Below are 14,421 nucleotides of genomic sequence, written 5' to 3' on the forward strand. Positions count from 1 at the left end.
TCAGCGCCGGCAGGCTCGAGCTAGACCTTCCGTGGCGCCTGGCGATTACGTTGGGCGGACGCTTATACTGCACGTCCCTATTCTGGCTCCCTCTGTAGTTCCTGCTGCAACCCTATCCTTCTTTCCACTGCCGCCATATGGCCGTAAAAACGGGCCATGCTTCCACGATCTGCGCGGCCGGCGCGGCGACTCCGATTCGTTATCCGCGCCAGCTATCGCATGCAGAGCAAGCGTTAACTTTCGGTGGTTCATCTGGCCTGGGATGCGAGCGTCCGAGCTCGCTCCACTCCCCAGGCCAAAGCTTTGGTGACGGTTTCTCCTGGACGTCTGCTATACGCCTCTTCGCGGATCGTTCTTCCTGAAGGCGCGTACACGCCAATGAACATCTGCGTTTCTCCAGTCCTTGATAATCGGGCTTGGACGTCAAAATTGGTCCCATCGGAAAGCATTTCTTCGTGCGTTCTGCTGTGAATCCTGACATCTGCCCAATTCCAATACTTATTTCCTCGTACTCGCATAATCACCTCCCTATGCCTGTGCCGGTACGACACCCCTACAGGACACGCGACAAAATACGTCGGGTCAAGCAGTGTAGATCACACTATGACTAAGAGGTCACAAATAGGTCGCCGATGAGCTGACGGTTCCGCTTACCAAATTTTGCTCTCGCTTACTGTCGCGATAGGTAAGCAGAGAAATTCGCATGCTCTGCGCCACGCACGCCGTATGGCCGGCTTGCGCAGGCTGGCCTCAAGGTCCGCTTACCCTACAAGCACTTTCGTCTTTCCACCGAGTAGAGAACGGCATGGGTTTTCTCCAAGCATGAAAAAGCCCGCGCCAGGCGGGCCACACGAAAGACGCGTTATGATCGGGTTATCTCACTGGGAGTGACTTCATGAAAGAACTATGGATGGGAATGACGTTCGCCTTGGCGTTGGGCGGGTGCGGGACCGTGCGCACGGTGTCCAACGAGTCAAAAGCCGTGGACGATCTGGCGAAATGGCAAACCAATTGTCATACGATCCCCCGGGCGTATAGTGGCGTTGCTTATCAGTTCTGCAACTTGAACGCCCCTCCGCGAACAGGCCCGCATTGGGCTACATTTCCGATCCTGCTCGACATGGCAGCGTCGGGAGTTGTAGACACCGTTGTTCTTCCTTACACCGGCTATCGGCAGTACAAGCAAGGCAATGTGCCAATTCGCAGGCTGGAATACTGATACCCCTACTTGGGTCGCGATGGCCAGGCTAGATCAGGCGGTCGGGGGTCCGGTCTTCCCCACTGTTGGCTCCTTTGCAGTAATCGATACCTTGGCGCTGTAGTCCTTCAGAACTTGGCACACGCACACCTGGCCTTCGTCTCGGCCTGCACCGCCGCGTTGATGTTGCCTAGCGGGGTAAACGAGCCGTCTATCCGCTGTTTTTCCGCCGCCAACTCGTCGCCTTGCTGGGTGACGGTAACGCCGAACGAGTCCAGCGCCTTACCCGACGCTGCAGCCACACGTGCGCGGTGACCTTGGCGCCGTTCGTGTTCCCGCCTTCCAAGAGCGTCGAGTAGGTGAAGCAGACCTCCGATCTGCACAAGCAGTGGATACCGGTGCTCGTGAGCTGGGGATTCGACGCCGCCCCCGTATAACTGCCGTCACACCTATGCGACAATACGCTCAATGTCTGGTCTGAATCCCGCATTTATCGCCCAACAGCTGGGTCACAGCGTTCGAATGCTGTTGTCGACCTATGCCCGTTGGCTTAACTCAAGCTCCGATTGGAGCGAGCTGGAAAAACTCAAAATTGGTATCAAATCGGTATCAGGTTGAGATCCGGCCCTGTAAGTAACTGATAGGTTAGCCCTTTGATCTCTACCGCCAACATCACCATGCGTCATGGCATGAGGTGTGGCAGGTCGAGAGAGGTTGATTCTGCTACCCTGTACCCCACCCTGCCCCCCTCCTATCCACACAGAGTGGTTCCTGAAATGGTCCGCTAAGATCCATTCAGATCTTATGCCGTTTCGGCATGACAAATGTGCTTAACATCCTGTTAGAGACGTTCTATATTTGCGTGGCCCATCGGCTGTCGTTTTGGCAGGACGGAGTCGACGTGAGGCATGCGTTACAGTTTCTGCTGGCGCGTTAGCAGCTCAGGGTAAGGCCTCAAGCACGGCGCCATGTGGTAAAAGCTTTAGTAATTATCGAATTATACAGAAAAGCGGAATTTTAAAAATTTCAAGGGGCATGCAAATCACCACGGATTTCAGCAGTGGAGCTTAAATTTTAAGTGGTCAAAATTCTTTGTGCCAACACAGACTATCGCTATTCCTTACCAAGGAGGCGCTGCCAAGCAGCGTGATTTCAGGATGATAAAATCATTAGATCTTTCTAATTTTAAATCAGTAAGCACTTCCCTACCGTTAGATTTTGAAAACTTCTCGATAATCTGTGGATCTAACAGCTCAGGTAAAAGCTCCATAATCCAAGCATTACTGATGTTAAGTCAGACATTCTCTTCAAGGTATCTAAAAAGCTCGATAGCACTGAATGGACCTTTAGTTAGGCTAGGCTCGTTTTCGGACATCCTGGATTATAACTCAAAAGCAAAATCGATCTCCATCAAGATAAACATGAAGTTTACCCAAGAACAACTTTGGATATCAAGTATTCGCGAGGTTAGTCTTGACTATACATTTGGTGGCAGAGGTGACAACGGTAAGAATTACGATAGCGAGTTCCACCCTGAAATCATCCGCGGTGTAGTTAAAGTAAAAAATTCCGAGGGCGAAACTGAGACTATCTCTTTTGGGGAGCCAGACTCATCCAAGAGTAGCCCCGAGCATTTGTTTACAGTCAAAGAACTAGACTCAAAAAGCAAAGATGTGTTATCTAAAGAATATCCTTACTATAAAATCGAAGGATGCAGTAAGCTTGATATTGTGCCTAGCGTAGTTGTAGTTAACTACGATCATACGAAGAAGCTTAGCATGGCCTTGGTGCCATATCTAATTGGCTCGACAGCATATTTGAAGAGCATGACCCATGAGGAATCTGAAGAGCTAAGAAAAATAAATATCCCGGGAGCCTTTTTCGACAAACTTCGTTCACTTATAGATTCTGAATACGAGGACCGAGTAAAAAGCTTTGAGATTCCAGATGAAATTTTGACGATGATGGAAGGTGAAAACTCAAGGCATATTAACATCCATCGCGTCAGATCACTTCTAGCGCAACAAGCCATGGTCCTTACTTCCGATATTCTACCCGAGTCCTCTAAATTAAATGGAATTAGCGTTGATATAACTGCTTGGCGTGCAATTGTCGAAAGTCTAGACGAAAAAGTTAAGAAATCGTTCTTTGATTTTCTTATAAGAAATCGTGAAACCATACAGGGTGTATGGTATTCAAATAATAAAAAAATTAGAAAAAAGGCAAACTTCAGTCTGCCAGCATTTCAAGAGCTAGAACATTATCTATCTTTCGTATTTGAGAGAAGCCTCAAATACTTAGGCCCGTTGCGAAACGAACCTCAGGCAATGTATCAAGCCTTTGACCTCTCTGAGCCTACCAGAGTCGGGCTCAAAGGCGAATATACGGCTGCTGTGTTACACATCAACAGTAACACTCGAATCAGGTATCCGAGAGTAAGAGAACAACCTGAGGGAAAAATCGCTATTGATTTCAGATACGACACCCTCGCTGTAGCATGCACTGAGTGGTTAACGTATCTCGGCGTTGTAACCTCAGTACGTACGACAGACCGCGGCAAGCTAGGCTACGAAGTTTTAGTACGGACTACTACTGAAGATAAGTGGCAAGATCTGACTCACGTAGGAGTAGGGGTTAGCCAAGTATTGCCAATTGTAGTAATGGCTTTACTTTCATCAGACGATGACATACTTATCTTTGAGCAGCCCGAGCTGCACCTACACCCTAAAGTCCAATCGCGGCTAGCAGATTTTTTTATTGCAATATCATCTGGCACTAAACAGTGCATTATTGAAACTCATAGCGAATACGTAATTAACAGATTGCGACTTAGAATAGCTCAAAGCAGAGATGATGTTATAAGATCGAGATCTTCCATTTTATTTGTTGAAAAAAACAAGGGCCAAGGAAGCTTCCAGTCAATTAACATTACTCCTTATGGAGCCATACCAGTCTGGCCGGCAGATTTCTTCGATCAAACTGACAATGAAGTAGAAAGCATTTTGATCGAGGCTAGCAATAAGAAAAGAGAAAACTTATTGCGTAATACAGCTTCTCCCCGACACGGGGAAACCAAATAATGCAAATAATAGTCAGCTGCGACTACCTCGTGTCTCCAGCATTCTGTGAAAAAGATGACTTGACCATCTATGTCGAAAGCTTGATAGCAGTCAAACGGGAGCTGGATAATGAGAGCAGTCGAGTATATATTGAAGATAATGCCCTTTTAAAGTTGAAATCATTAGGACAATATCCATGCGCTCGAATTTTTAACCATAATATCGACCCAGATAGCGAAAGTGAATATTCAGGCCAGGATATTGCCAGGATAGTAAACAATATTCTAGAGATGGGATTTGACCCTGAGACATGTCTACCACTATGCATAGCAGAATGGACAGATCGGCAAATAAATCCTGATTTGTCAGGATGCGCACCGGAAAGAACCCTAGCCCTAGAAAGCTTAGTTGAAAACATCTCCCTGGCCTCACACATTTATGATAAGAGTTTATCATTACTTCACTACCCAGTTACAGAAAACACGTCGCCAATACAGATCACAGGCGAAATATGTGCCATTGAACCTCTAACTGAAGATGAACTACCTATTCAGTTTAACAACGCGCTGCCTGTATTTAAAGATTTTGATCAATTTTCAGCAAACGTGAGTGGGTTTGCGCTTTTCGAGGCCGCCGATACACCAATTAAATTTAAAACTGCATTTCACTCAGGAGCTTTATCCATACTAAAATCTCGTGGATCAACAGCTACCATTGGTTGGGATGATTTTGAGTTTGGCACCGATTTTATTGAAACTTTAATTTCCCATCAATGCGGTCCTAAAGGTAGATTCGCCGGCACAGCGTACGATGTTATTTGCCATGTAATTGCAGGCATTTCGAAATACGAGCTGAATCCGTTTTACGACGATCTAGATAAAAAAATTCAAAAAACCTCTTATGGCCAAAAAGCATGGAGAACGCATATTACGAAACGCCACTCCGCACTTAGACTGATGTACTGGTCTTCTGAAAATTCAGTTCAATTGGCAAATATAGGAAATAAACACGATCTGACTATTTCGGCTTATACTGCAGACTGAATATATGGCGCAGGGGAAAGCTTGCTGATTATTTTAGCTTGATGAATTTAAACTTCGACAACTTGCGGCTACGGGCCGCAAGTTTAGCTAGCCCTATCGACTTCGCAGCATAGTTTAGGCGGCACATTTACTAGCCGCTGATTAATTACTGGAATTTTTATGTGAATAGGACTGGCTATCTGTCACAGCCTGATAGGAAAATTCTGCGATGAGTCGCAAGCGCTCAATCTCAGCAGCAGGACTACCAGCGTCTTTAGCCTCATGATAACGGCGCAGGGAAGTAATCGCTTCCTTGATTAAAGGGTGATTAGTATCTGCTGAATCTACAACTGTTCTTTTCATGGTATCATCAACGCGGATTAATTAGCATATTATAAGAAGCCTCACAAGCTAGACCCGCTATTCTGGCACGATCGTAAGCTTTCGCCAGCTCTCCCGCTCGAGCATCAGCCCGTGCGAGCAAGTCGGAGAGCACCATGGCGGCGCGGGTGGCTGCCTGGCCTCGGGCGACAGCGGCGGTATCCTGGCCGGGGCAACTGACGGCGGCGGCGAATTGACCGGCGTCGTGCTGCAGCCGCTCGCCAGCAGCATCGGCGCCAGCAGCGCCAGCGTCAGCCACCTGGTGTTGTTCGTGTGCATGGGCTCTTGCCTCCTCCTGCGCTTTGGCGCGTAGTTGCTCTTCCTCGCGGGCGTTGCGCTCGCCCACGGCTTCGGCAAGTCGGGCGCTACCGTCGCGCTGCGCCGATGCGGCCAGAGCATCGCTGCGCTCTACCGACCGGCCGTGCTGGTAGGCGCCCCAGTACGACCCCAGCACTAGGGCCAGCAAGCCCAGCCGCATCGGCCAGGTCATGCCAGCGCCCGCCGCACGCCTTCGTCGATCACCGCCGCCGGGTACGGGTTGCTGCCGTTCTCGTGAGCGATGATGCCGGCCACCATGCCGCGCAACGTGGCCGGGCTCTTAATGTCGATTATTGCCGTGGGATGCACGCCGATGCGCGTGGCCACCGCGCTAGCGTAGGCCTGGGTATCGTTCTCGTTGCTCGGCGCCCAGCGGCTGATGGTTTCGAGCACGGTGTCGATGCCCTTACCGCCGACGCTTGGCGTGCCGTCTTTACTGCGGTAGTTGATCAGCAGCTTGCCCAAGGCGCGGATGCCGTTCTCGGGCGAGTCGAAGCAGGCGAAGCGCGGTTTCGCCACGCCCCCCTCCAGGCCCAGTTGGCCAACCCAGTCGTTGCGAGGGTTGTAGTCGATGTTTCCAGGGTTGTTGTTGCGGATGCCGCGTGGGGTCATGGATCAGCTCCAAATAAAAAACCCCGCGATGCGCGGGGTATTGGTGAATTGGGGGAAGCTCATAGGTCCACGACCTTGAGGGGTTTTGTCTCTTTCTTTTTCTTGCCGGCGGCTTTTGCTTTGCCCTTTTTGCCGCCGTTGCATTCCACAGACGTGGTCCAGCCGGACTGGGTAAATACCTGTTCCACGCCGTCCACTAGATACTCACCGTCCAGCCCGGGCTTGAAGCCCTGGGCATTGATCGATCGTTCAGCGAACAGGTCGGCACGCCCGGCCATTTCGAGGCGTACAGCGGCGGTGCTGCGATTGAATGCGGCCAGACGCGCCTTGGCGGCCTGCTCGGCAGCGCTCTTGTTGGGGTAGGTGTGTCGATCGGTATGCACCGGCGGCAGGCTGTCCGGGGCGTCATCGTTGGCCAGCTCCACGACCTGCAGCTTTCCGGTCTTCGGGTCTTGGTGCTGGGTCTTCACGGCCTTCTGCGTGTTGCGATCGCCAAGCCGGAATTGGTACCGACTCACGTCGGCTCTATTGATCGTCACGACCGACAGCGTCTTGCCGGACGCGCTCTGACCACCTTGGCGGGGCATCACCAGCAGTTTGCTTTCGGCCACCTTGGCCGTGCAGTCGTACTGCCTGGCCAGGCGGGTGATGAAGTTAAAATCGGACTCATTGCGCTGGTCGATTCGCTCGACCTTGGTACCCACTGAACACACCGGCTCCCAGCCGTTGCGCTTGGCAATATCGTTGACGATCTGCGACAGGGGCGTGCCTTCCCAGCTACCGCTACGCACGGTCTTACCGCTGCCGCGCATGTCGCTTGCCTTGCCGCGTATAACAATCGTGTCGGGCGGGCCGCTTACCTCCACCTCGTCGACCCTATAGGCGCCCATCCGGGTAAGCGCCTGGCCCACATAGCCCATCATCACCGTGACGTTGCTTCCGCGCGAAGGCAGGGCAACGGCTTGGTCCCGATCGTCAATGCGCAGCTCGAATTCGTCCGAATCCATCCCGGGCTTGTCCGAGATCCGCAGCATCAGCAGCCGATCGTTGATGAGCGTGGTGATGTCCCGGCCGTCTGCAATGATCCGGTAGGTAGGTTGCATGGTTCAGGCTCCAGAAAAGAAAACCCCGCACTGGGCGGGGTTCGTTACGCGTAACGGGAGGGTCAATCCCATAGTTGAATGAGTTCGGTGGTCTGCGCCGCCAGATCTGGCAGATAGATGCGTACCCCGGCGCGATAGGGCTGGTCATGCTCGGCCAAGCCCTGGTTGGCGCTTAGCACAGCTTCAACCGCCCCTTTCAGATGCCCATAGTGGTGGTAGCAGATGCTGTCGAGCAGATCCCCATCAGACGTTCTGCAGGTCATTGCCATAGCTTACAAACTCCAAGGTGAAGGCCTGTTTTCGCGGAATGCCGCCGGCGAGCAGGTTGCTTTGCTCTTCTTCCACACTGAGCAGGCACCAGGTACCCAGCACCTCGCCATAGCCCGTGGTCAGGCCCACCGGCTGCAAGGCGCGCCCGATGCTGCGCAACGTGTTCAGTTGCTTTAGACCGCCCTTAAAGCCCGGGAAAATGGCCCCCTTGAGCGTCAGCTTGTCTTCGCCCAGCCCTACCGCCTGCTGCGCGATACTGCGCGTCAAGCGCTCCTGTCCTGCCCACTTAAACGACGTTTGCCGGCGCAGCTCGTCGAACGCGGCCGTATCGAGGTTGAAGTAATACGGCTGCGCATTTGGCTCAACCGGCTGCAGGATCAGCAGGTGCGGGAAAGCCTTCACAGCATCGGCCTGGGGCGTGAGTTGCGGCGCTAGTGCGCTGCTCGGCACGACGCTGGCCAGCGCCGGCGAAGACTTGCCTGCGAGCCGCCCGATAGCGGCAGTCGCCCGGCCGGCCTGCTCCTTGATAACGCCAAGGCGCTCTTGCACCTGGCCTACCGCCGCAACCGCCTGACCGTAGGTCGACGTCACCCGCCCCACGGCGGACTGGGCCACGCTGATAGCGCGCATGGTGCGCTGCAGCTTGGCGCCGATCGCCGGCCCAACGAATGGAACGCTTTCAAGATCCGAGGCCGCACCGGTGATGTCGCTTACAGCGCCGTTGAGCGGGTTGACCATGCCATCCATGCTGGTACGGCCAGCCTCCTTTGCTGCTACCAAGTTGGTCAGCCCTGATTGCAGTAGCTCCATGTAGGGCATAGCCCCTCCTCAAATGTGCGGTGCGTCGAACAGCTGCGTAGAGGCCTGCCGCGCTGCGACCTCGCGGGAAAAGGCTTCCCACTGCGCTCGCATGTGCGGTTCCAGCTCACGGGCCAGCTGGGCGGGGTCTTTAACATCGCCCTGGACCGTAATGTGTAGGCTCGGCTTGAACTCAAATTGCTGCTCTACCTTGGGCGCGGCTGCCTTGGCCGGTGCCGGCGCTTTGGCGAGTACAGCCGCTGTCTGCCCCGGCGGCACGGCCAGCTCCCGTACCAGATCACCCAGCGCTGCAGGTGGCGGCGCCTTAGCCGGCAGTGCCAACGGGCTTGCAGGCCTGTCGGTAGCCCTGGGCAATTTCAGCGCTGCCTGCACGGCAGGCGGTAGGCGCGGGCCGCTGTCGTCCTGGCGCTCTACCGGTCTTTTTGGTGGAACCAGATCTGCGCCAGGGAAGCGCACCTGTTGAGCCGGTAGTGCCGGCACCATAAACGCGGCCCCATAGCCCGGGGCGGGCGGATCGTATGTAACCTTCTGATCGCCGGCGGGCTTGGCCTGCTGACCCACCGTCTCACCGACAGCAGGCAATGGCTGCGCAGGCGGCACCGCCGCAGACACGGCCGGTTTGGGCATGGCCTCTGCTGGCCTGGCCAGCGCCTTTATCTCGACCTGCCCGGGCTGGCTTGGCGTCGCCGGCGGTAGGACTACCGGACCAGGCTTGACCACTACAGGCGGGACCGTGGCCCCGCCGGCGGACTTGGCCTCGATCAGTGCCGCTGGCTGACCTGGCGCCGCCGGCGGCAGGACTACCGGACTAGGCTTGACCACCACAGCCGGGACCGTGGCCGCGCCGGCGGGCTTAGCCTCGATCGGTGCCGCCGGCTGACCTGGCGCCGCCGGCGATACGACCACCGGACTAGGCTTGACCACCACCGGTGAAGCGGCGGCCGCGTCTGTGGGCTTGGTTTCGATCGGTCCAGTCTGCTGGCTGGCTTCCGCCGGCGGGGCCTGCTTGGACTCGTCCTTGTCTTCGTCGTCAGACCCAAACAACTTTTTACCCAGCCAGCTGCCGCCGGCTTCGCCGCCCAGGCTGCCGAGGTAAGCCCCGACCGCACCGCCGATCGCCGTACCCAAAATCGGTACGACGGACCCTATCGCTGCTCCAGCAGCGGCGCCGGCGAGGGTGCCCGCTAGGCCGCCGGCGGCGCCGCCATACCCTTCGGCCTTCTCATCCTGAGTCTCGGCGTTCTGGTAGGTGTCAACCGCGTTGATTCCAGCTTCCAGCAAGGCACCCCCGGGGATACCTTTACTCACGGCGCCCAGCTTGCCGACCATGCCGGTCAGTCGCGCCATGCGGCCCGGTACCGGTCGTGGCGGCGGCGGTGGCGGTGCCGGCGGCGGCGGCGGGCTTGGTGGTCGACCGGCGCCGTTGCGGCCGGACCTGCGTCGACGCGATCCGCGCCGGCGGCCTTGACCACCTTGCCCCGGGCCGGCCGGCGACCCGCCTACAGCACCTCCGATGGCACTGGCGTTAACGACAAACACCTTTTGCGGCTCACCATTGCCGCCGTCACCATCGTTGGCCGCTCCGTCCTCGTCGGGGCGCAGCAGATCGAGCACTTTCAGCCCGGTGTCCATCAGGCTAAAGGGCTTTTTGCCGCCCTCCTCGGCAGCCTCGGCACCTTCATTTTCAGGCTCGGTCGCGTCCTTGCCTCCAAGCGCTTTGATTCCGCTTGCCAGCAGGCCAAGGGCGATTTCCCGCTTGCTCTTGGGCTGGTCGTCACCATCCCCGTCAGCATCACCAGCTCCAGGGTTGGTGACGAAGACCTTTTGCACCTCCCCGGGCTTTCCGGTACGCCCAAGCAACGCACCGCGACCAATGTTCAGCAGCCCCTTACCAATTTTGAAGGCGCTGAACACGGATTTTAGCGCTATGAAGCCTGCACCAACTGCCACCATGCCGGCGACGACAGGCTTGGAGTTGTCCGATAGCTCAGTAAAGCCCTGGGCCGTAGCAGTGATGGCCTTAGCCACCCCATCAGTCATCGGCCGGATGGCATCGCCAATGCTGCGCATCGAGTCATTGACCGACTGCATTGTCTCCGCCCACAGCTGCGAAGACGTTTCCCGGCGCTCAGCCAGGTTCTTGTCGAGAATCCCCGACGCCTTTCGGGAGTCGGCTTTTAACTCTTCGTACAGCCCCCGGTTCTGCCCGTAGGCGGTGAGCGCTGCCTTGACCTGCATGTCGGCAAAGATGTCGCCGGTGCGCAGGGTCTTTTCCAGGGCATCGAGCGCGGCCCGGGCTTTCTCTGGATCGACCTCCTTATCGATTTTGGCCTTGGCCTGCTCGATCTTCGCAGCCTTGGCAGGGTCGGTCGCCTTGACGTATTTCATGGCCAGGGCCATGGACGCCTCGATAACGTTCATGCCCTTCTGCAGGCCCGTATTGAGCGAGGCCTGATAGTCGATGCCGGCGTCTTTGTAAGCCTTGACCACGTCGCCGGCGCCTAACTTCTCCATCCAGTTCTTGAAGTTGTTGGCCGCTTCATCCGAACTGCCGGCAGTCTTCATCTGCACTTGCAGCATCGAGCCGAGCGAGGTCACGGCATCCAGGCCGGTAATCCCGTTCTTCTCCATGCCTGCGAGCAGCTGCGGAAACCACTTGGCCATGTCGCTGGCTTCGAAGCTGCCCGCCTGGCCTTGATAGGCGATCGCCTCAAGGGCCTGCTGCATGACCTTGGGGTCGGTGATCTTGGCGTTCTGCTCGAGCGCCTGAATCATCGACGCCGTGTCGACCCCCGAGGCGCCCTGCCCGATCGCAAACTTGGCCGCGACTGGGGCATACGACAGCGCCTTGTCCAGCTCCATGCCGGCGCCCACCAGCTGGTTGACCAGATCCGCTACGTCGTTGCGCGACATGCCAGTGTTACTGGCCGTGTCGATCACCGTCCGGTTTAGCTGGGCCTCTTCTGGCTTGTTGGCGATGTCGGCCTTGATCGCGATGTCACGGATAATCGCCTGATAGTCCGCGCTGATCTTGGCCGGCACAGTGACCAGGCCGGTGGCCACCACCGCCTGCCCAATGCTGGACTTAAGCGAGGCCCGGCCCTGCTCGACCTGCTGGTGCCCTTTCATCTGCAGGTCGGACGCCCTGGCCACCTGACCAAGGCGCGCATACTCAGATGCGAGCCTGCCCACCTCGACGCCTTGCTTGCGCAGGGCGTTATTATTGGCCTCCAGCCTGTTGAGCAGCTTGCTTGCGTTGGCGGCGCCGCTTTCATGGGCTTTGCGCCACTCGTCGCGCAGGCGCATCGTCTCGCCGATCATGCCCTTGAGGGCCTTGGCCTTGTTGCCTTGCTTCTCCAGCTTGTCGATGCGGCCTTCGACGTTCTTGAACGCGGCGCCGACCGACGAACTGACGGCGCCGCCGATCACCACTGCTAACGCCAGTTTGCTCGACATCAGCTATCCCCCGGGCTCTAGTCCGAAAGCCACCACACCATGTCGGCAAACGTCATGGTCATAATCTCGGTGGCGGAAAAATTCAGCTCAGCAGCCAGACGCTTGGCCAGCTGCTTTTGCACGGTGGGGCTGAACTCAGCTTTCGCTGACCAGAAAGCGGTAGCCCAGCTTGACGCGCTCGTAATCCTTGAGGGTCATGTTTTCCCAGTCCTTACTCCCTACCTGGGCCAGGGAGGCGAACAGGTTCAGTTCGAGCTGTTCGTTATCAGACCCGCATGCCGCCGTGGCGGCGCGCATGTCGCGCACAGTGGGCGTGCGCATATGCAACGAATCAACCGTGGTGCCGTTGAGTTCGGTGGGGGTACTCAGCTTAATGGTGACGCCGTCAGCGGCGACGGAGAGGAAGGCAGGGGCGATTTTATTGGTCATGGTGCAAGATCCTTGATTCGAATGTGATAGTGGGGAAAGAGGGCCTTACAGGCCCAGGTCAGCGCGCTGGCTGGCCAGCTGGTCGACGCCGTCGATAACGCGGCGCATGCCCACCGGATCGATCTCGTACACCGTGCGGCCGCCGACTTCGAGCTTGTAGAAGGTCACTGCGATGTTGTGCTTGATCTCGGCCTTGTCGCCGGCCTTCCAGTCGCCCATGTCGATCTCTTTCAGCGAGCCGCGCAGGGTGACGATTACGGGGGTGGTCTTGCCGCCTTGGCCCTTGAATGAGCCTCGGAACGTGCCGTTGAACGCCTTGCCATCGGCCAGGCCGAAGAATTTCAGCGACTCGCGGCGGACACCGGTGGTGACAAACCCGGCTTCCATCTTTTCCATGCCCTGATCCATCTCGATCGGCATGTCCATGCCGCCAACGCGATGCTCTTCGGTCTTGAGGGTGAGCTTGGGCAGGGTCAGGCTTGGAACATCGCCCTGGAAGCTGATGCCGTCTGCGAACAGGTTAAAGTTGGCCAGGGTTTCGGGAATCATTGCCATGCTGTGCGCTCCTTAAGCGTTGTCGAGGATTTCGTTCAGGTACTGATCGGTAACTTCCACACGGAAGTTAGGGTTCTCGGCCGGCGGCACGTCGGTGAAACGAATGTTCCAGTACACCTTGCCCTGGCCCAGTTGAGAGGCCGTGTTCAGGTCAGGATCTGCGTAGACTTCGAAGTTGATCACCGCCCCTTGCCCCTTGAGATCGCGCATGAAGGATTGCAGGCCCTCGGTCACGTCCTTGACGTAAGTGGCCGTGATCGAGCGGTCGACCGCCCATTTATGCCCTGCCTGGATGGCATCCATGATGATGTCCAGGGTGCGCACCCGCGTGACGAACGCCCATTTCGCATCGCTCGACAGCGTGCGGTTGCCCCACAGGCGGAACCCGTCGTCACGAATGATCGTTGCCACATTGGCGTTATTGAGCAGGTTGGCCCGGCAAGTCTCGTCGCCGTCCAGAAACTCCACCGAACGCGTGGTGCCGGTGATTCCGACCAGTTCCTTGTTGGAAGGCGACGCCCAGAACCCGTAGTTGGCGTCGGTCCAGGCAAACACGCCAGCGGCCCAGGCCGAGGCCGGCGCATCGACCGTGGTGCTGGACGTGGTGTCCCAATACTGCACACCGGGGTCGACCATGAAGGCGCGCTTGGCGCCAAAGTTCTTGGCGTAGGCTTTGGCCGCTTCGTCGGTCGTGCCCGGGCCGTCAATGATGGCCAGGCCGCGCAACTTGTCGGCCAGGCTCACCAACGCGGTGCCCACGGGCAGAGCCGAGCTGTGCTTGGGTGCAATCAGCAGTCGAGGCTGGGCATTGAAGCGGCTCTTGCCGTCCAGCAACGCCTGCAGGCCGGTACGCTTGCCGTTGGCCAGCACGCCGCCGATGATCGCCGAAGCCTGCGCCGCCGCTTCGGCCACCTTGGCGACGCCACACGCGACGATTACGGCCTTGGATCGGGTAAAGACGGCGACACAGGCCTTGGTGATCGCAGCGTCTGGCCCCCAGGCCGAAACCGCTTCGCGCTCGCTGGTGATCAGCACCAGGTCATTGGCCTGTGCGGTGAAGGCCGGCGCCGGGGTAAACGTGTCGACCAGGCCAATGATCGAGGACGACGGCAGAGAGATGTTGCGCGCGCCGGTGTCGACGCTCGTTACGGTAACGCCGTGAAAGAAACTCATGGATGGATCTCCAGATATGCGAAAGC

Annotated in this window: 14 protein-coding genes; 3 read left to right on the plus strand and 11 right to left on the minus strand. The window is 56.9% G+C overall.

Translation table 11 applies throughout. The features are described from left to right. Nucleotides 1-248: 248 nt before the first annotated feature. Nucleotides 249-518 carry a hypothetical protein gene (locus tag ACSMEV_RS15335; RefSeq protein WP_459205913.1) on the minus strand — a complete coding sequence of 90 codons (270 nt, stop codon included), beginning with the start codon at nt 516-518 and terminating at the stop codon, nt 249-251. Nucleotides 519-895: 377 nt separating this feature from the next. Here ACSMEV_RS15335 and ACSMEV_RS15340 point away from each other — a divergent pair, with 377 nt between their 5' ends. From ACSMEV_RS15340 to ACSMEV_RS15350, 3 genes are all read left to right on the plus strand, one after another. Further along, the gene (locus ACSMEV_RS15340) at nt 896-1,219 is read left to right on the plus strand and encodes a YceK/YidQ family lipoprotein (protein WP_459205914.1); all 324 of its coding nucleotides are present in this window, start codon (nt 896-898) and stop codon (nt 1,217-1,219) included. A 1,136-nt stretch (nt 1,220-2,355) separates the two neighbouring features. Further along, the gene (locus ACSMEV_RS15345) at nt 2,356-4,278 is read left to right on the plus strand and encodes a DUF3696 domain-containing protein (protein ID WP_459208361.1); all 1,923 of its coding nucleotides are present in this window, start codon (nt 2,356-2,358) and stop codon (nt 4,276-4,278) included. A gap of 59 nt (nt 4,279-4,337) precedes the next feature. Further along, on the plus strand, nt 4,338-5,300 hold the full coding sequence (locus ACSMEV_RS15350) for a hypothetical protein (RefSeq protein WP_459205915.1): 963 nt from the start codon (nt 4,338-4,340) through the stop codon (nt 5,298-5,300). A 141-nt stretch (nt 5,301-5,441) separates the two neighbouring features. Here ACSMEV_RS15350 and ACSMEV_RS15355 read toward each other — a convergent pair whose 3' ends face one another. The 10 genes from ACSMEV_RS15355 to ACSMEV_RS15400 form a co-directional block, all read right to left on the minus strand. After that, complete coding sequence (locus ACSMEV_RS15355) at nt 5,442-5,642, minus strand: hypothetical protein (protein WP_459205916.1); 201 nt, start codon at nt 5,640-5,642, stop codon at nt 5,442-5,444. A 7-nt stretch (nt 5,643-5,649) separates the two neighbouring features. Next, entirely contained in the window at nt 5,650-6,150 is a 501-nt protein-coding gene (locus tag ACSMEV_RS15360) for a DUF2514 domain-containing protein (RefSeq protein WP_459205917.1), read from the minus strand. Beyond that, nucleotides 6,147-6,590, minus strand: a complete 444-nt coding sequence (locus ACSMEV_RS15365) for a structural protein P5 (RefSeq protein WP_459205918.1) — start codon at nt 6,588-6,590, stop codon at nt 6,147-6,149. Before ACSMEV_RS15365 ends, ACSMEV_RS15360 begins: the two co-directional genes overlap by 4 nt. A 59-nt stretch (nt 6,591-6,649) precedes the next feature. Then, nucleotides 6,650-7,693, minus strand: a complete 1,044-nt coding sequence (locus ACSMEV_RS15370) for a phage late control D family protein (RefSeq protein WP_459205919.1) — start codon at nt 7,691-7,693, stop codon at nt 6,650-6,652. A gap of 62 nt (nt 7,694-7,755) precedes the next feature. Beyond that, nucleotides 7,756-7,962, minus strand: a complete 207-nt coding sequence (locus ACSMEV_RS15375) for a tail protein X (RefSeq protein ID WP_459205920.1) — start codon at nt 7,960-7,962, stop codon at nt 7,756-7,758. Continuing rightward, the gene (locus tag ACSMEV_RS15380) at nt 7,937-8,782 is read right to left on the minus strand and encodes a phage tail protein (RefSeq protein WP_459205921.1); all 846 of its coding nucleotides are present in this window, start codon (nt 8,780-8,782) and stop codon (nt 7,937-7,939) included. Before ACSMEV_RS15380 ends, ACSMEV_RS15375 begins: the two co-directional genes overlap by 26 nt. 9 nt (nt 8,783-8,791) lie before the next feature. After that, on the minus strand, nt 8,792-12,238 hold the full coding sequence (locus tag ACSMEV_RS15385) for a phage tail tape measure protein (RefSeq protein ID WP_459205922.1): 3,447 nt from the start codon (nt 12,236-12,238) through the stop codon (nt 8,792-8,794). Between the two features lie 135 nt (nt 12,239-12,373). Beyond that, complete coding sequence (locus ACSMEV_RS15390; protein ID WP_459205923.1) at nt 12,374-12,667, minus strand: phage tail assembly protein; 294 nt, start codon at nt 12,665-12,667, stop codon at nt 12,374-12,376. A gap of 45 nt (nt 12,668-12,712) precedes the next feature. Further along, complete coding sequence (locus ACSMEV_RS15395; RefSeq protein ID WP_459205924.1) at nt 12,713-13,222, minus strand: phage major tail tube protein; 510 nt, start codon at nt 13,220-13,222, stop codon at nt 12,713-12,715. Between the two features lie 12 nt (nt 13,223-13,234). Next, nucleotides 13,235-14,395 carry a phage tail sheath subtilisin-like domain-containing protein gene (locus ACSMEV_RS15400; protein ID WP_459205925.1) on the minus strand — a complete coding sequence of 387 codons (1,161 nt, stop codon included), beginning with the start codon at nt 14,393-14,395 and terminating at the stop codon, nt 13,235-13,237. Nucleotides 14,396-14,421: the final 26 nt, after the last annotated feature.

The sequence above is a fragment of the Pseudomonas sp. MLB6B genome (genome assembly GCF_054508135.1).